15 protein-coding genes are annotated in these 16,863 nt (G+C 66.8%); all 15 read left to right on the top strand.

Annotated features, from left to right (window positions below):
* The first annotated feature begins 58 nt into the window (after nucleotides 1-58).
* The gene (gene dapF / locus KDK82_RS21055; protein WP_088166109.1) at nucleotides 59-919 is read left to right on the top strand and encodes a diaminopimelate epimerase; all 861 of its coding nucleotides are present in this window, start codon (nucleotides 59-61) and stop codon (nucleotides 917-919) included.
* Complete coding sequence (locus KDK82_RS21060; protein WP_012203384.1) at nucleotides 916-1,629, top strand: DUF484 family protein; 714 nt, start codon at nucleotides 916-918, stop codon at nucleotides 1,627-1,629. Before dapF ends, KDK82_RS21060 begins: the two co-directional genes overlap by 4 nt.
* A gap of 14 nt (nucleotides 1,630-1,643) precedes the next feature.
* Entirely contained in the window at nucleotides 1,644-2,735 is a 1,092-nt protein-coding gene (locus tag KDK82_RS21065) for a tyrosine recombinase XerC (RefSeq protein WP_088166110.1), read from the top strand.
* Between the two features lie 134 nt (nucleotides 2,736-2,869).
* Nucleotides 2,870-3,985 (top strand): GTP-binding protein, encoded by a 1,116-nt coding sequence (locus KDK82_RS21070; RefSeq protein ID WP_013804115.1) that lies wholly within the window; start codon nucleotides 2,870-2,872, stop codon nucleotides 3,983-3,985.
* 531 nt (nucleotides 3,986-4,516) lie between these two features.
* Complete coding sequence (gene dksA / locus KDK82_RS21075) at nucleotides 4,517-5,011, top strand: RNA polymerase-binding protein DksA (protein ID WP_012203387.1); 495 nt, start codon at nucleotides 4,517-4,519, stop codon at nucleotides 5,009-5,011.
* Nucleotides 5,012-5,056: 45 nt separating this feature from the next.
* A complete protein-coding gene (locus KDK82_RS21080) occupies nucleotides 5,057-6,838 on the top strand; it encodes an STAS domain-containing protein (protein WP_179217956.1) in 1,782 nt (593 codons plus the stop codon).
* A gap of 124 nt (nucleotides 6,839-6,962) precedes the next feature.
* Nucleotides 6,963-7,508, top strand: a complete 546-nt coding sequence (gene hslV, locus KDK82_RS21085; RefSeq protein WP_012203389.1) for an ATP-dependent protease subunit HslV — start codon at nucleotides 6,963-6,965, stop codon at nucleotides 7,506-7,508.
* 117 nt (nucleotides 7,509-7,625) lie between these two features.
* Entirely contained in the window at nucleotides 7,626-8,945 is a 1,320-nt protein-coding gene (hslU, locus tag KDK82_RS21090; protein WP_170962086.1) for an ATP-dependent protease ATPase subunit HslU, read from the top strand.
* Between the two features lie 368 nt (nucleotides 8,946-9,313).
* A complete protein-coding gene (gene mraZ, locus KDK82_RS21095) occupies nucleotides 9,314-9,742 on the top strand; it encodes a division/cell wall cluster transcriptional repressor MraZ (protein ID WP_012203391.1) in 429 nt (142 codons plus the stop codon).
* A 15-nt stretch (nucleotides 9,743-9,757) separates the two neighbouring features.
* Nucleotides 9,758-10,687, top strand: a complete 930-nt coding sequence (rsmH, locus tag KDK82_RS21100) for a 16S rRNA (cytosine(1402)-N(4))-methyltransferase RsmH (RefSeq protein WP_012203392.1) — start codon at nucleotides 9,758-9,760, stop codon at nucleotides 10,685-10,687.
* A gap of 37 nt (nucleotides 10,688-10,724) precedes the next feature.
* Nucleotides 10,725-11,009, top strand: coding sequence for a cell division protein FtsL (gene ftsL / locus KDK82_RS21105; protein WP_012203393.1), 285 nt, complete (start codon nucleotides 10,725-10,727; stop codon nucleotides 11,007-11,009).
* Nucleotides 11,006-12,754: a penicillin-binding protein 2 gene (locus KDK82_RS21110; protein ID WP_013804112.1), complete on the top strand. Its 1,749-nt coding sequence runs from the start codon at nucleotides 11,006-11,008 to the stop codon at nucleotides 12,752-12,754. Before ftsL ends, KDK82_RS21110 begins: the two co-directional genes overlap by 4 nt.
* Nucleotides 12,751-14,280: a UDP-N-acetylmuramoyl-L-alanyl-D-glutamate--2,6-diaminopimelate ligase gene (locus tag KDK82_RS21115; protein WP_088166112.1), complete on the top strand. Its 1,530-nt coding sequence runs from the start codon at nucleotides 12,751-12,753 to the stop codon at nucleotides 14,278-14,280. The genes KDK82_RS21110 and KDK82_RS21115 overlap by 4 nt, the downstream gene beginning before the upstream one ends.
* Entirely contained in the window at nucleotides 14,277-15,692 is a 1,416-nt protein-coding gene (gene murF / locus KDK82_RS21120) for a UDP-N-acetylmuramoyl-tripeptide--D-alanyl-D-alanine ligase (RefSeq protein ID WP_088166113.1), read from the top strand. The genes KDK82_RS21115 and murF overlap by 4 nt, the downstream gene beginning before the upstream one ends.
* Nucleotides 15,683-16,861 carry a phospho-N-acetylmuramoyl-pentapeptide-transferase gene (gene mraY / locus KDK82_RS21125; RefSeq protein ID WP_012203397.1) on the top strand — a complete coding sequence of 393 codons (1,179 nt, stop codon included), beginning with the start codon at nucleotides 15,683-15,685 and terminating at the stop codon, nucleotides 16,859-16,861. Before murF ends, mraY begins: the two co-directional genes overlap by 10 nt.
* Nucleotides 16,862-16,863 lie beyond the last annotated feature (2 nt).

Raw genomic sequence — 16,863 nt, forward strand, 5'->3', positions numbered from 1 at the left:
CTGCGGGGCATGGCCCCGGATTGCGCCATGAGGCTGCCGTGCAGGGGATAATCGCCGGATGCAGATCCGCTTTACCAAGATGCAGGGCGCTGGCAACGATTTCGTGGTCCTTGACGAAACCGCCGGCCCGCTGGGCCTGAGCGCAGCCCAGTACCGCTTCCTCGCCCATCGCCAATTCGGCGTGGGCGCCGACCAGATCCTCACGGTGCGGCCCTCGCCCGCCGAAGGCATCGATTTCGAATATGTGATCCACAACGCCGACGGCGGCGAGGTCGAGCAGTGCGGCAACGGCGCGCGCTGCTTTGCGCGCTACGTGCACGACAAGGGCCTGACCGGCAAGTCCGTCATCCGCGTGCAGACGCTGGCCGGCCTCATCGCCCCCGAGCTGCATGCCGATGGCCGCGTCACCGTGGACATGGGCCAGCCCGTGCTGGAGCCCTCCCTGGTGCCCTTCAATAGTGCAGACCTTGTGCCCCGCCCGCTGGGTGCGGCGCAGCAATGGCCCCTGCAACTGGGCGACGAGGCCATGGTCTGGATCGCTCCCGTTTCCATGGGCAACCCGCATGCGGTGCAACTGGTGGACGATGTGGACCACGCCCCCGTGGCCACCTGGGGCCCGCTGATCGAGCGCCATGCGCGCTTTCCCCAGCGCGTCAATGCGGGATTCATGCAGATCGTCGATCGCGGCCAGATCCGGCTGCGTGTTTACGAGCGCGGTGCCGGCGAGACGCTGGCCTGCGGCACGGGCGCCTGCGCGGCCGTGGTGGCCGGCATTCGCTGGGGGCTGCTCGACGTGCGCGTCGATGTGCACACCCGCGGCGGCCGGCTGACCATCGAGTGGGACGGCGGCGCGGTGCGCATGACCGGCCCCGCAGAGTTTGTTTTTGAAGGACAGATCGAGGTTCCCGACCAGCCATGAACAGCACTACCGATATCGCCGTCACCGAAGAGACGATTGCCGACTACCTGCTGAACCATCCGGAATTCTTCGAGCGCCACGCCGAGATGCTCGCGCGTGTGCAGCTGGTCAGCAGCCACAGCCCGCGTACCGTCAGCCTGCAGGAACGCCAGGCCGAGATGCTGCGCGAGAAGATCAAGGGCCTGGAGCACCGCATCATGGACATGATGCGCCACAGCAGCGAGAACGCCTCCATCGGCGACAAGCTGCATGCCTGGAGCTGCGCACTGGCCAAGGTCCAGGACCTGCGCGAGCTGCCCCACGCGCTCACGGCCAGCCTGCAGCATGTCTTCGAGGTGCCCCAGGTGGCCCTGCGCCTGTGGAACGTCTCCGGCGCCCAGACCAGCAGCATCTACACCATGGGCGTCAGCGAGGACGCCAAGTCCTTCGCGGCATCGCTGACCATGCCGTTTTGCGGCCCCAACATGGGCTTCGAGCCCGGCGGCTGGCTGGTCGATCCCGATGCGGCCCAGTCCCTGGCCCTGCTCACGCTGCATGACGGCGACAGCATCAACCCGGCCAATGCCTTCGGCATGCTGGTGCTGGGGTCTCCCGATCCCCTGCGCTTCGAGGCCACCATGGGCACGGAATTCCTCTCGCGCATCTCGGCGCTGGCCAGCGCTGCCCTGTCGCGCATGCGGCCCGTGCCGCTGACCCTGGCGCGCGGCTGACCGGCTGAAAGCCCATGCCGGGAGCATCGGACAGGGACGGGCTCCCGGAAGGCGATCTTCCGGCAGAGGATCTGGCGGCAGAAAACCTGGCGATGCTCCCCGCCGCCGTCCATGCCTATCTGGAGCATGTGCGCGTGCAAAAGCGCCTGGCCGACCGCACCTGCGCACTCTATGCGCTGGACATGGCCCGGCTTTGCACCATGGCCCGCGACGCCGGCCAGGAGCTGCTGGCGCTGCAGCCCGCCCACATCCGCCGCTTCGTGGCCCAGATGCATTCCCGGGGCCGCAGTCCGCGCGGCATTGCGCTCATCCTGTCTGGCTGGCGCAGCTTCTTCCGCTGGGCAGCCCAGCAATCGCTGGTGCCCTTCAATCCCGTCGAGGGCGTGCGCGGTCCCAAGGCCCCCAAACCCCTGCCCAAGGCATTGGGCGTGGATGACGCCGTGCAGCTGGCCGCCTTCAGCAACGCCGACGCCGACCCCTGGATCGAGGCACGTGACGCCGCCATCACCGAACTGCTCTACAGCTGCGGCCTGCGCGTGGGCGAGCTGGTGGGCCTGGACGTGGCGCCCGGCCAGGACACGCAGCGGCAGGGCCGTGGCTGGATAGATTTGCAGGCCGCCGATGCCCATGTGCAGGGCAAGGGCGGCAAGCGGCGCACCGTGCCCGTGGGCGCCGCCGCGCTGCAGGCGCTGCAGCGCTGGCTGGCCTTGCGGGAGACGGGCCTGGCTGGCGCGGCCGCGCAGGCTGCGCATCACGAACCCGCACTTTTCATCGGCCGGCGTGGCGAACGCCTGGGCGCGCAGTCGGTCTGGGCGCGGCTGCGCCAGCGCGGCCAGCAGGCCGGCCTGTCGGCCGGCGTCCATCCCCATGTGCTGCGGCATTCGTTTGCCAGCCACATGCTGCAGTCCAGCGGCGACCTGCGCGCCGTGCAGGAATTGCTGGGCCACGCCAGCATCTCGACCACGCAGATCTACACGCGCCTGGATTTCCAGCATCTGGCCCAGGCCTACGAGAGCGCCCATCCGCGCGCGCGGCGCCAGAGTGGGGACGGCAGCGACAGTGGCGATGGCAATGGCGATAGCGATGAAAAGGGCGGCCTCCGATAAAAAAGGCCAAGCCCTCTGGCAAAACGGCACTTGACAGGCTCGCTAAACTTATTCGGAACGTCTTTTCGACAAGGCCCGTCCATGGTGGACGGGCCTTGCCGCTTCCCTTTGCTGAATTTTCTGAAAGCAATCCCATGGCACTGATTCCCGTCACCATCCTCACCGGCTTCCTGGGCTCGGGCAAGACCACGCTGCTCAAGCGCGTGCTCAGCGAGTCCCACGGCATGAAGATCGCCGTGATCGAGAACGAGTTCGGCGAAGAGAACATCGACACCGACATCCTCAGGACGGAGTCCAAGGAGCAGATCCTGCAGATGAGCAACGGCTGCATCTGCTGCACCATCCGCGAAGACCTGCGCGAAACCCTGCAGCTGCTGGCCGCCAAGCGCCGCAAGGGCCTGGTGGAGTTCGACCGCATCGTGATCGAGACCACGGGCCTGGCCGATCCCGGCCCCGTCGCCCAGACCTTCTTCATGGACGACGAGATCGCCGAGACCTATCTGATCGACTCCATCCTCACCCTGGTCGATGCCAAGCACGCCAACCAGCAACTGGACGACCGCCAGGAGGCGCGCCGCCAAGTGGGCTTTGCCGACCAGCTGTTCCTGTCCAAGACCGACCTGGTCAGCGAGGACGAGAAGAACGCGCTCATCCACCGCCTCAAGCACATGAACCCGCGCGCGCCCATCCGCGCCGTGCATTTCGGCGAAGTGCCCCTGAACGAAGTCTTCGACCTGCGCGGCTTCAACCTCAATGCCAAGCTGGACATCGATCCCGACTTCCTCAAGGAAGACGATCACGACCACGGACATGACCATGGCCACAAGCATGAGCATGACGAGCACTGCGGCCACGACCATGGCCATGAGCACGACGAGAACTGCGGGCACGACCACGCCCATGACCACGAGCATGGCGAGCACTGCAAGCATCCGCACCACCATCACCACGATGACGATGTCAAGAGCTTCGTCTACCGTGCCGACCGTGCCTTTGACCCTGCCCGCCTGGAGGACTTCCTGGGCGCCATCGTCAACATCTACGGCCCGCGCATGCTGCGCTACAAGGGCGTGCTGAACATGCAGGGCACGGAGCGCAAGGTCATTTTCCAGGGCGTGCACCAGCTCATGGGCAGCGACCTGGGACCGCAGTGGGCCGAGGGCGAAAAGCGCCAGAGCAAGATGGTCTTCATTGGCATCGACCTGCCCCAGGACATCTTCCTGCAGGGCCTGGAGCAGTGCCTGGTCTGAGTTTTTTGTGAACCTTTGTGGGCAATCGGATGGCTTTTTGCTGACATCTGAATGACACAGGGGCCGCCCGCATGCGTGGGTGGCCCCTTTGCATTCCTGTGGGGTATGTGCAACGGCTTGCGCTCCTGTAGAGCATCGATACAATCGCGCCCCTGAAGAGAGCCCCCAAGCCCAATGGACTGCCCCGCAGGGGTCGCCCATACCGTGAGGAGACAGCAAGTGAGCGCCGAATCCAGCAAGAAGCCGTCAGTGGCCGCACCGGCCCCGGCTGCAAGCCAGAAGGCCGCGGTCCGCACTGCGGTCGGCGTTGCCGACCTGGTGTCCCTTGCTGACCGCAAAAGGGCTCTTTGCACGCACGGCCGCCGCACGGCCTGGATTGCCGCACCCCGCCGCACGGGGAAGCCGGCAGGTTCCGCAACTGCGGCGATCGGCTGTCCTACACGGCATTCGACCCGGGCGCCCCGATTGACAGTACCATCCATGGCCCCGTCCGAAGCCCTCGGCGCGGACTAAGTTAGCGAAACCAACACTATGCCTACCACTACGCAAACGCCTTCGTCGGGATCGACGAAACGAGACCCCAAGCTGGCCAATGCCTGGAAGACCAAGTCGGTGGAAGAACTGACGGATGCCGAAGTGCTGGCCATGTCGGATGACGAATACATGAATGAGAAGCAGATGGCGTTCTTCCGCCTCAAGCTGCTCACTCTCAAGCACGACATGCACACCAACGCGGGTGAGACGGCAGAAAACCTGCGCGAGGACACCGTGGTGGTTCCCGATCCGGCCGACCGCGCCACCATCGAGGAAGAGCATGCACTGGAACTGCGCACGCGCGACCGCGAACGCAAGCTGCTCAAGAAGATCGAGCAATCCATTGCACGCATCGACGCAGGCGACTACGGCTACTGCGACGAGACCGGCGAGCCCATCGGCGTGGGCCGTCTGCTGGCCCGCCCCACGGCCACGCTGTCGCTGGAAGCCCAGCAGCGCCGTGAGCTCAAGCAGAAGATGTATGGGGATTGAGTTGCAGCAACGGCCTGCAGGCCGTCGGTGCTAATCTGACTCGCCATGGCAAAAGAAGAGAGCAGCAAATCGGGGGGGTTGTTGTCCAAGGTGGTGCGCTTTGTGCGCCACCCTACGGTCAATTGGTCCGACCTCGACGGCCTGGACGGGGAGCAGGAAAGCCAGTACAGCAAGCAGGCGCTCAAGGAAATGATCGAGCGCAAGCGCCGCAACGATTTCGTGCGCAAGCGCGAGTTCGACCAGCTGCGCCGCCTGCGCCAGGCCGAGCTGCAACAGGCCTCCAGGCCGGGCAGCGCACCGGTCGGTGTGCCCGGCCCCGCTGCGCAGGGCTCGCAATTTCTCAGCAGCCTGCTGAGCTCCAAATCCACCGGTGAACGCGCCGTCACGCTCAAGAAGATCGACGAGATCGAGGCCCAGATGTCCCAGCAATGGTGGCGGGGCAAGCAGGCGGCCGATGCAACCACCATTCCCATGGCGCTGCCTGCGGGCGGCAACCCCGCTCCGGCCTCGTTTCGCAAGCAGCCGCCGCCGTCTGGGCAGATTCCCATGCTCAGCGACGTGGTGCCGCCGGCCATTGCCTCGGCCGGCGACGTGGCGGCCTTTGCCACCACCTTGCCCATGAGCCTGGCACCTGCGCCGCAGGTGCCCTCCGTCTCGACGGCTCCCATCATTGACCCCATGCCCATGGCCCGCCCCCTGCGGCCATTGGAGGGGGCGACCGATTTCCTTCCGGCCTTCGCGGCCACCGAGGTCTCTCCGCCGCAGCCCATGGACATGGTGCCGCCCTGCTTCGTGGTGTTCGAGCACGATCCCGACCTGGAAGAGCCGGCCATCCTCTTTGCCAATGGCGATGTGGATGGTGCCGAGCAGGGCATGCTGGAGCTGATCGACCGGCGCGATGTTCCCGCACAGCTGCCGGTCTGGCTGGCCTTGCTGGACCTGTACCGTGCGGCCGACCGCCCGCTGCAGTTCGACAAGGCGGGCATCGAATTCGCGGCGCGCTTTGGCCGCTCCGCTCCCCAATGGTTTGCGATGCCGCAACAGCGCACCGCCCCCGTGGTGTCCATGCCGGGCGCAGCGGCAGGGCGTGGCTGGCGCTGGAGCGCCCCTGCGCAGATCACGCCGAGTGCCGTGACGGCGCTGAAGGCCTCCCAGGCCAAGGCTCCCAGCCCCTGGAGCCTGGACTGGGCTGCCGTGGCCGGCATCGACGATGCAGCGGCCACGCCCCTGGAGGCGCTGCTGCAGCAATGGGCGGGTTCACAGGGCGTGTTCGTGCTGCTCAATGCGGACCGGCTGCTGGCGCTGCTGGGCACGCTGGCTCCCTCGGGCGATTCCAGCGTGGATACGCTGTGGTGGCGGTTGCGCATGGCGGTGCTGCGTTTGATGAACCGGCAGGATGATTTCGAGCTGGTGGCGCTGGACTACTGTGTCACCTATGAGGTCTCGCCTCCCTCGTGGGTGGACCCGGTCTGCCAGTGCCTGACGCAAGCCATCGAAACCGAGGGCGCGGATGCGCCCCTGCAGGCAGGCATTGCTGCCACGGCGGACGCCGTGCGATTTGCGCTGGCCGGCACCATTGAAGGCGATGCCTCCACCTGGTTGGATCCGGTGCAGGAGGGGGCCAGCCTGGGCGAGCCCGTGTTCATCGACTGCACCCAACTGGTGCGCATGGACTTTGCGGCGGCCGGCTCCGTGCTCAACTGGGCTGCCCACATGCAGTCGCTGGGCCATGTGCTGCAGTTCGGCCAGCTGCACCAGCTGGTGGCGGTGTTCTTCAACGTGATCGGCATCCAGGAGCACGCGCAGGTCACTCCACGGCGGGACTGATCCCGCCGCGCGGCGGCTGCGCCACACCCCTTCCGGCAGGACGGCGCACCCGCCGCGAAGAGCGCGTGGGCATTCTTTGAGCAGACCCTTGAGAAGGCCGCCTTCGCCCTCATCTGGCACCGCTATGGAACAGTATCACGGCACCACCATCATCAGCGTGCGCCGGCAGACCCCCGAAGGCGTGCAGGTCGCCATCGGTGGCGATGGCCAGGTCACATTGGGCAACATCGTCGTCAAGGGCACGGCACGCAAGGTGCGCAAGCTCTACCACGGCAAGGTGCTTGCCGGCTTTGCCGGCGCCACGGCAGACGCCTTCACGCTGTTCGAGCGCTTCGAGGCCAAGCTGGAAAAGCACCAGGGACACCTGACGCGGGCAGCCATCGAGCTGACCAAGGACTGGCGCACCGACCGCGTGCTGCGCCGTCTGGAGGCCATGCTGGCCGTGGCCGACGCATCGGCCTCGCTGATCATCACCGGCAACGGCGACGTGCTGGAGCCCGAGCAGGGCATCGTGTCCATCGGCTCGGGCGGCGCCTATGCGCACTCGGCGGCCAAGGCGCTGCTGACCAATACCGAGCTGTCGGCCGAGGAGATCGTGCGCAAGTCGCTGGCCATCGCCGGCGAGCTGTGCATCTACACCAACATGCACCACACGGTCGAGACGCTCTGACACCCGCGCGGCGCCGGCTTGCCCAGCAGGCCGGCGATCGAAACGCACGGCATTGAAACTCACAGTCGCCAGCGGCCAGGCAACGGGGCTGGCGGCGCAATGCATCGAATACACACCATGTCCTCTGCCATGACCCCCCAGGAGATCGTCTCCGAACTGGACCGCCACATCGTCGGCCAGGCTGGCGCCAAGCGCGCCGTGGCCATCGCGCTGCGCAACCGCTGGCGCCGCCAGAACGTGGCCGACGGCCTGCGCCAGGAGATCACGCCCAAGAACATCCTCATGATTGGTCCCACAGGCGTGGGCAAGACCGAGATCGCGCGCCGCCTGGCGCGGCTGGCCGATGCGCCCTTCATCAAGGTCGAGGCCACCAAGTTCACCGAAGTGGGCTACGTGGGCAAGGACGTGGATGCCATCATCCGCGACCTGGCCGAGGTGGCCGTCAAGCAGACGCGCGAGGCCGACATGAAGAAGCTGCGCCTGCGCGCCGAAGACGCGGCCGAGGACCGCATCCTTGACGTGCTCGTGCCCCAGGCCCGCAGTGGCGAGGTGGCCGCCGACAACACGGCACGCCAGGTTTTCCGCAAGAAGCTGCGCGAGGGCCAGCTCGACGACAAGGAAATCGAGATCGATGTCGCCGACGCGCCGCCCCAGGTGCAGATCATGGGTCCCCAGGGCATGGAAGAGATGGCCGAGCAGCTGCGCGGCATGTTCAGCCACATGGGCCAGGAAAAGCGCAAGACGCGCAAGCTGCGCATTGCCGAGGCCATGAAGCTGCTGACCGACGAGGAAGCGGCAAAACTGGTCAACGAGGAAGACGTGCGCACCCGCGCCATCGCCAATGCCGAGCAGAACGGCATCGTCTTCATCGACGAGATCGACAAGGTGGCCACGCGCCAGGAAACCAGCGGCTCCGACATCTCGCGCCAGGGCGTGCAGCGCGACCTGCTGCCCCTGGTCGAAGGCACCAGCGTCTCCACCAAGTACGGCGTGGTCAAGACCGACCACATCCTGTTCATCGCCTCGGGCGCCTTCCACCTGTCCAAGCCCAGCGACCTCATCCCCGAGCTGCAGGGGCGCTTCCCGATCCGCGTGGAGCTGGACTCGCTGTCGGTCCAGGACTTCGAGGCCATCCTCACCCAGACCCATGCCTCCCTGGTCAAGCAGTACCAGGCGCTGCTGGCCACCGAAGGCGTCACGCTGGAATTCACGCCCGAAGGCATCACCCGGCTCGCCGGCATCGCCTTCGATGTCAACGAGCGCACCGAGAACATCGGCGCCCGCCGCCTGTCCACCGTGCTCGAGCGCCTGCTGGACGAGGTCAGCTTCGACGCGGCCAATCTGTCCGGCCAGACCATCTCCATCGACGCGGCCTACGTGGACCAGCGTCTGCAGTCCCTGAGCCAGGACGAAGACCTCTCGCGCTTCATCCTCTGAAACGGGCCGGCTGCCGAGCAGCCGCCACCGAAGTGACTGCCCGCATTGCCGGGCAGTCACTTTTTGTAGGAGGGTTGCCCGAGTTGCAACCGGTCGCCGGCGAATTGAATCGTTGCAATTGCGTGCAGGCTTTGAGAGATCACTTGCAGTCAGTCCTCTAAGTACTTGTAAAGCCTGGGATTTTTGTCACCACTCACATTGCATTCGGCTTCTAAGTCGTTGATTTCATTGCAAATAATTGTCCATTCCCGGGTTGTGAAACACCAAATTGCTGCTACAGTGCAAAAAAGTGCAATTAAGTGGTGAAAGTTGCCTTTGTGCCCCGATTTCCGGGACGCGATGGCTCCAACCGACCGGGGTGACTGACCGTGTTTCAAGGGGCGTCCTCGCTGAATCTCGATGGAAAGGGGCGGCTGTCTGTGCCGACCCGGCATCGTGACGCCCTTGTGGCCATGGCCCAGGGCCAGGTCACCCTCACCAAACATCCCCACGGTTGCCTGATGCTGTTCCCGCGCACGGAGTGGCTGCAGTTTCGCGAGCGGATCGCGCAGCTGCCCATGTCGGCGCAGTGGTGGAAGCGCATCTTCCTGGGTAACGCCATGGACGTGGACATGGATGCCACCGGCCGCGTGCTGGTGTCGCCCGAGCTGCGTGAAGCCGTGGGTCTGACCAAGGAGGTCGTGCTGCTGGGCATGGGTAACCATTTCGAGCTGTGGGACAAGGCCACTTATGAGGCACATGAAGCGAAGGCCATGCAGGAGGAAATGCCTGCGGCCTTCCAGGATTTTGCTTTCTAGGAAAGAGGCGTTTTCTTGAATCAGCCGTTGCAACACATCACCGTTTTGCTCGACGAGGCCGTCGATGCGCTGCTGGACGGCGCCGCACAGCCCGTTGCCGGGCAATGGGTGGACGCGACCTTCGGGCGAGGCGGGCATTCCCGGCGCATCCTGCAGCGGCTGGGGCCGGATGGGGCCTTGCTGGCGTTCGACAAGGACCCGGACGCGATCGAAGAGGCAGCGCGCATCACCGATGCGCGTTTTTCGATTCGGCACGAAGGGTTTCGCCACCTCAGCGAGCTGCCGGCCGGCAGCGTGCAGGGCGTGCTGATGGACCTGGGCGTGAGCTCTCCCCAGATCGACAACCCCGAGCGTGGCTTCAGCTTCCGCTTCGAGGGTCCGCTGGACATGCGCATGGACACCACGCGCGGCCAGAGCGTGGCGGACTGGCTGGCGGAAGCCGATGCCCAGCAGATTGCGGAGGTGATACGTGACTACGGCGAAGAACGGTTTGCTGGCCCCATTGCAAAGGCGATTGTTGCTCGGCGCGAAAGCCAGGGGCCCCTTCGCAACACCGCGGAGCTTGCCGAGCTCGTGGCTGGCGCGGTCCGGACCCGCGAGGCTGGGCAGAACCCAGCGACACGCACATTCCAGGCTCTTCGGATTTTCATCAATGCCGAGCTTGAAGAGCTCGAACAGGCGCTAGAGGCCAGCCTGCGCGTGCTGGCGCCGGGCGGACGCCTGGTGGTGATCAGCTTCCACTCGCTGGAGGACCGCATCGTCAAGCAGTTCATCGCCAAGCACTCCAAGGAAGTCTATGACCGGCGCGCGCCCTTTGCCGTGCCCACGCCCATGCGCCTTGAAGCCCTGGGCCGCATCAAGCCCAGCGAGGCCGAGGTCGCCGCCAATGCGCGCTCGCGCTCGGCCGTGATGCGCGTGGCTCGCCGCACCGGGGTGCCTGCATGAAGCGCATTCACCGTCTGGCGCAAGAGGAGGGCGTGGCATGCTGCGCCTGAACCTCGTGCTGCTGCTGGCGGTGATGGCCAGCGCCATCTTCCTGGTGCACAACCAGTACGAATCGCGCCGCCTGTTCACCGAACTGGACCGCGCCGTGGCCGAGTCGCGCCGCCTGGCCACCGAGCAGCAGCGCCTGCAGGTGGAAAAGCGCGCCCAGGCCACGCCACAGCGCATCGAGGTCATGGCGCGCGAGCGCCTGCAGATGAAGCCGGCCACGCCGGCCATCGCCCAGTACGTCAATGACGATGCGCGCACCGGAGTGGCTCCATGACGCGCAGCGTGCTCTACACCTCCAGCCCCTTGCTGGCGTCCAAGACACCCCTGTGGCGCAGCAAGATGATCGTGGCCATGCTGGGCCTGGGCTTTGTCGGCCTGGGTGCACGCGCGGCCTATGTGCAGGTGTTCGGCAACGACTTCTTTCAGCGCCAGGGCCAGGTGCGCTTTGCGCGCACGCTGGAGCTGCCGGCCAACCGCGGCCGCCTGCTGGACCGCAATGGACTGATCCTGGCCTCCAGCGTGCCGGCCGCCAGCATCTGGGCCATTCCCGAAGATGTCGAGCAGGACGACCCCGAGGTCAAGGCCAAGCTCAAGCAGCTGGCCGCGCTCATGGAGATGCCGCTGCCCGCGCTGATGGAAAAGCTGGCCGACGAGGACAAGACCTTCGTCTGGATCAAGCGCCAGCTCGACTGGGACGTTGGCCAGCAGATCCATGCCCTCAACATCAAGGGCATCTACCAGCGCAAGGAATACAAGCGCCAGTACCCGGAAGGCGAATCGGCCGCCCACATCGTGGGCTTCACCAATGTGGAAGACCATGGCCAGGAAGGCATGGAGCTGGCCTTCGACAAGGAGCTCGGCGGCAAGCCCGGCTCGCGCCGCGTGATCAAGGACCGCCTGGGCCGCGTGGTCGAGGGCGTGGGCGAGGAAGTGCCGCCTCAGGACGGCCGCGACATCCAGCTGTCCGTGGACAGCAAGGTCCAGTACTTCGCCTACCAGAAGCTCAAGGAGCAGGTCATCGCGCACAAGGCCAAGGCGGGCAGCGTGGTGGTCATGGATGCGCACACTGGCGAATTGCTGGCCCTGGCCAACTACCCCAGCTATGTGCCCGACAAGCGCAAGAACCTGACGGGCGAGCAGCTGCGCAACCGCGCCATCACCGACACCTTCGAGCCCGGCTCGACCATGAAGCCCATCACCATCGGCCTGGCGCTGGAGTCGGGCCGCTTCAAGCCGGAAACGCCCATCGACACCACGCCGGGCCGCGTCAACGTCACGGGCTCGACGATTTCCGACACCCACAACTACGGCCTGCTCACCGTGGCCGGCGTGATCCAGAAGTCCAGCAACGTGGGCACGACCAAGATCGCGCTGCAGATGCCGGCCAAGGAAATGTGGGAAACCTTCTCGGCCGTGGGCTTCGGCCAGAAGCCGCAGATATCCTTCCCCGGCGCCGCCAGCGGTCGCCTGCGTCCCTACAAGACCTGGAGGCCCGTCGAGCAGGCCACCATGGGCTATGGCTACGGCCTGTCCGCCAGCCTGCTGCAGATGACGCGCAGCTACACCGTCTTTGCCAACGGCGGGCGCGTGATCCCGGCCACCATGGTCAAGACCGACGAGCCGCCCGTGGGCGTGCCCGTGTTCTCTCCGCGCACGGCCAACGAGGTGCGCAAGATGCTGGCCCTGGCGGCCGGCCCCGGCGGCACGGGCCAGCGCGCCCAGACCATCGGCTACTCGGTGGGCGGCAAGTCGGGCACGGCCCGCAAGCAGCAGGGCAAGGGCTATGCCGCCGGCAAGTACCGCGCCTGGTTCACGGGCATGGCGCCCATCGAGAACCCGCGCATCATCGTCGCCGTGATGGTGGACGAGCCCAGTGCAGGCACCATCTACGGCGGCACCGTGGCGGCACCCGTGTTCAGCGAAGTGGTGCAGCAGACGCTGCGCCTGATGGGCGTGCAGCCCGATATGGAAGTCAAGCCCTTGATCGTCGCCAACCCCGTGGAGGAGCCCTCGCTATGAGTTGCTCCCAAGCCCTGCGGGTGCTGTCCACGGCCACCGAGGCTGTCCAATGGCTGGCCGCCCGCCTGCAAGGCAGCGGCACGCTGCAGACCGACAGCCGCAAGGTCCGGCCTGGCGACGCCTTCATCGCCTGGCCCGGCGCGGCCACCGATGGCCGCGCCCATGTGGCCTCGGCCCTGGAGCGCGGTGCCATGGCCTGCCTGGTCGAAGCGCAGGGTGTCGAAGCCTTCGGTTTTTCCGGCGAGCACATCGCGGCGCTGCCCGGCCTCAAGGCCGCCACGGGCCTGATCGCCGACCAATGGTTCCAGCATCCCAGCGCCCAGATCGACGTGCTGGCCGTGACCGGCACCAACGGCAAGACCACCACCGCCTGGTGGCTGGCGCACGCGCTGGCCCAGGTGAAGCTGCAGGAACGCAGCGGCTGCGCCCTGGTGGGCACGCTGGGCGTGGGCATCCCGCCCGCCATGGAATCCACGGGCATGACCACGCCCGACCCGGTGCGGCTGCAGCGCGCGTTCCGCGAGTACGCCGATGCGGGCCTGGCGGCCTGCGCCATCGAGGCGTCGTCCATCGGCATCGTCGAGCACCGGCTGGACGGCACGCGCATCCGCGTGGCGCTGTTCACCAATTTCACGCAGGACCACCTCGACTACCACGGCAGCATGCAGGCCTACTGGGATGCCAAGGCCGCGCTGTTCGACTGGCCCGGCCTGCAGGCCGCCGTCGTCAATGTGGACGACGCACATGGCGCACGCCTGTGGGCCACGCTGCAGTCGCGCAAGCAGCCTGCCGCGCTCGACGTCTGGAGCATTTCCATCGAAGGCGCGGCGCGCCTGCAGGCCAAGGACATTGCGCTGGGTGCCGAGGGCCTGAGCTTCACCGTGATCGAGGCCGGCCACAGCCTGCGCATGCACACGCGCATGGTGGGTCAGTACAACGTATCCAACCTGCTGGGCGTGCTGGCCGCGCTGCGCTGCCTGGGCCTGTCCCTGGACCAGGCCGTTGCGGCCTGCGCCCACCTGGAGCCCGTGCCCGGCCGCATGCAGCAGATCGTCCAGCCCGGCCAGCCGCTGGTGGCCGTGGACTACGCCCACACGCCCGATGCGCTGGACAAGGCCCTGCGCGCCCTGCGCCCGGCCGCCGAGCAGCGCCGTGGCCGGCTGTGGTGCGTGTTCGGCTGCGGCGGCGACCGCGATGCCACCAAGCGGCCGCTCATGGGGCAGGCCGCCCAGAAGAATGCCGACTGTGTGCTGGTCACCAGCGACAACCCGCGCAGCGAAGTGCCCGAACGCATCATCGACCAGATCCTGGCCGGCATGCAGCCGGGCGAGAACCTGCAGTCCCAGGCCGATCGCGCAGCGGCCATCGCCCAGGCGATTGCGCACGCCAGCGAACGCGACGTGGTGCTGATCGCCGGCAAGGGACATGAGGACTACCAGGAGACGGCGGGCCAGCGCCATCCGTTCTCCGACATGGCCGAGGCGCACAAGGCGCTGGCGGCCCGCGAAGGAAAGAAGCGGTCATGATGACCTTGCAACAAGCGCTGGAGCTGATCCAGTCGCATATCCCCCAGGCACGGCTGGTCGGCAACGGCCAGACCGTGCTCACGCGCGTGCACACCGACACCCGCACGCTGCAGGCCGGGGATCTGTTCGTCGCCTTGAAGGGCGAGCGTTTCGATGCCAACCAGTTCCTGGCCCAGGCCCGCGAGGCCGGCGCTGCCGCAGCCTTGGCCCATGGCGGCCTGGAGGCCGCAGGCCTGTCCGGCATCGAGGTGCCTGACTCGCTGGTCGCCCTGGGCGCGCTGGCCACGGCCTGGCGCGCGCGCTTTGCGCTGCCGCTGATTGCCGTCACCGGCAGCAACGGCAAGACCACGGTCACGCAGATGGTGGCCTCCATCCTGCGCGCCCACGCGGGCGAGGCGGCCCTGGCCACGCGCGGCAACTTCAACAACTCCATCGGCCTGCCGCTGAGCCTGATGCGCATGACCGCCCAGCACCGCGTGGCCGTGCTGGAGATGGGCATGAACCATCCCGGCGAGATTGCCGAGCTGGCCGCCATCGGCCAGCCCACGGTGGCCCTGGTCAACAACGCGCAGCGCGAGCACCAGGAATTCATGCACACGGTCGAGGCCGTGGCGCGCGAGAACGGCAGCGTGCTGCTGTCCCTGCCCGCCGACGGCGTGGCCGTGTTCCCGGCCGGCGACACCTACACGCCGCTGTGGCTCGAGCTGGCCGCTGCGCGCCAGTGCCTGCTGTTCGGCGAGTCTGCCGATGGCGCACAGGTGCATGCGCGCGATGCGCTGTGGCTGGGCGATGCCTGGCAGTTCACCCTGGTCACGCCCGAGGGCGAGGCCCCGGTGCGCCTGCACATTGCCGGCCGCCACAACGTGCGTAATGCGCTGGCCGCTGCGGCCTGCGCCCAGGCAGCCGGTGTGCCGCTGGCCGACATTGCACGCGGCCTGAGCGTGTTCGAGCCCGTGCAGGGCCGCTCGCGCGCACTGGGCGTTTCGGTGCAGGGCCGCACGGTCACCGTGATCGACGACAGCTACAACGCCAATCCCGACTCGGTGGCCGCAGCCATCGAGGTGCTGCGCGAACTGCCCGCTCCCCAGCTGCTGGTGCTGGGCGACATGGGCGAGGTCGGCGACCAGGGGCCGCAATTCCATGCTGAGGCGGGCGCGCTGGCGCGCAGCCTGGGCATTGCCCGGCTGTTCACGCTGGGCGCGCAAAGCACATCCGCCGCCACCGCATTCGGTGCAGGTGCGCGGCATTTCGAAGACATGGCCTCGCTGCAGCAGGCAGCCTGTGCCGCGCTGCCCGAGGTGGGCAGCATTCTGGTCAAGGGTTCGAGGTTCATGAAGATGGAGCAGGTGGTTCAGGCGGTCGAGGCGGCCGGCAAGGATGACGGTTGCAAGAAGGAGGCCGCATGCTGCTGATGCTGTCCCAATGGCTGCAGGGCCTGTCCCCCGAGTTCGGCTTTCTGCGCGTCTTCCAGTACCTCACGATGCGCGCCGTGATGGCCGCGCTCACGGCCCTGGTCATCGGGCTGCTGGCCGGGCCGCGCCTGATCCGCATGCTGACCTCGCTCAAGATCGGCCAGCCCGTGCGCGGCTACGGCATGGAGACCCATCTGGCCAAGAGCGGCACGCCCACCATGGGCGGGGCGCTGATCCTGCTGTCCATTGCCGTTTCCACGCTGCTGTGGTTCGACCTGTCTAACCGCTTCGTCTGGATCGTGCTGCTGGTCACGCTGGGCTTTGGCACCATCGGCTGGGTGGACGACTGGCGCAAGGTGGTCAACAAGGACCCCGAAGGCATGCGCTCGGGCGAGAAGTATTTCTGGCAGTCCGTCATCGGCCTGCTGGCCGCGCTGTACCTGGTGTTCTGCATTTCCGAGAACTCCAATGCCCAGGTCTTCGAGCTGTTCGTCACCTGGGTGCAGTCCGGCTTTGCGCTGGACCTGCCGCCCAAGGCGGGCCTGCTCGTGCCTTTCTTCAAGGAAGTCAGCTACCCGCTGGGCGTGCTGGGCTTCGTGATCATGACCTACCTGGTCATCGTGGGCGCCAGCAATGCCGTGAACCTGACCGACGGGCTGGACGGCCTGGCCATCATGCCCGTGATCATGGTGGGCTCGGCCCTGGGCATCTTCGCCTACGTCACCGGCAATGCCGGCTACGCCAAGTACCTGCTGTTCCCGCACATCCCGGGTTCGGGCGAGCTGCTGGTGTACTGCGCGGCCATGGCCGGCGCGGGCCTGGCCTTCCTCTGGTTCAACGCCCACCCGGCCCAGGTGTTCATGGGCGACGTGGGGGCGCTGGCGCTGGGCGCCTCGCTGGGCACCATTGCCGTCATCGTGCGCCAGGAAATCGTGCTGGCCATCATGGGGGGCATCTTCGTGGTGGAGGCGCTGTCGGTGATGCTGCAGGTCACCTGGTTCAAGTTCACCAAGAAGCGCTACGGCCAGGGCCGCCGCCTGCTCAAGATGGCGCCGCTGCACCACCACTTTGAAAAGAGTGGCTGGAAGGAGACCCAGGTCGTGATCCGCTTCTGGATCATCACCATGCTGCTGTGCCTGCTGGGCCTGTCCACGCTGAAGCTGAGGTGAGT

This window comes from Delftia sp. K82, from assembly GCF_002193035.1.
In the GTDB taxonomy this organism is placed as follows: domain Bacteria; phylum Pseudomonadota; class Gammaproteobacteria; order Burkholderiales; family Burkholderiaceae_C; genus Comamonas; species Comamonas acidovorans.

Excerpts from the sequence above, each read along its gene's own strand:
- KDK82_RS21110 (WP_013804112.1), top strand. The coding sequence starts at position 11,006 with ATGACGCGCAGCGTGCTCTACACCTCCAGCCCCTTGCTGGCGTCCAAG.
- ftsL (WP_012203393.1), top strand. The coding sequence starts at position 10,725 with ATGCTGCGCCTGAACCTCGTGCTGCTGCTGGCGGTGATGGCCAGCGCC.
- KDK82_RS21060 (WP_012203384.1), top strand. The coding sequence starts at position 916 with ATGAACAGCACTACCGATATCGCCGTCACCGAAGAGACGATTGCCGAC.
- KDK82_RS21065 (WP_088166110.1), top strand. The coding sequence starts at position 1,644 with ATGCCGGGAGCATCGGACAGGGACGGGCTCCCGGAAGGCGATCTTCCG.
- murF (WP_088166113.1), top strand. The coding sequence starts at position 14,277 with ATGATGACCTTGCAACAAGCGCTGGAGCTGATCCAGTCGCATATCCCC.
- KDK82_RS21115 (WP_088166112.1), top strand. The coding sequence starts at position 12,751 with ATGAGTTGCTCCCAAGCCCTGCGGGTGCTGTCCACGGCCACCGAGGCT.
- hslV (WP_012203389.1), top strand. The coding sequence starts at position 6,963 with ATGGAACAGTATCACGGCACCACCATCATCAGCGTGCGCCGGCAGACC.
- dapF (WP_088166109.1), top strand. The coding sequence starts at position 59 with ATGCAGATCCGCTTTACCAAGATGCAGGGCGCTGGCAACGATTTCGTG.
- KDK82_RS21070 (WP_013804115.1), top strand. The coding sequence starts at position 2,870 with ATGGCACTGATTCCCGTCACCATCCTCACCGGCTTCCTGGGCTCGGGC.
- hslU (WP_170962086.1), top strand. The coding sequence starts at position 7,626 with ATGTCCTCTGCCATGACCCCCCAGGAGATCGTCTCCGAACTGGACCGC.
- KDK82_RS21080 (WP_179217956.1), top strand. The coding sequence starts at position 5,057 with ATGGCAAAAGAAGAGAGCAGCAAATCGGGGGGGTTGTTGTCCAAGGTG.
- mraY (WP_012203397.1), top strand. The coding sequence starts at position 15,683 with ATGCTGCTGATGCTGTCCCAATGGCTGCAGGGCCTGTCCCCCGAGTTC.
- dksA (WP_012203387.1), top strand. The coding sequence starts at position 4,517 with ATGCCTACCACTACGCAAACGCCTTCGTCGGGATCGACGAAACGAGAC.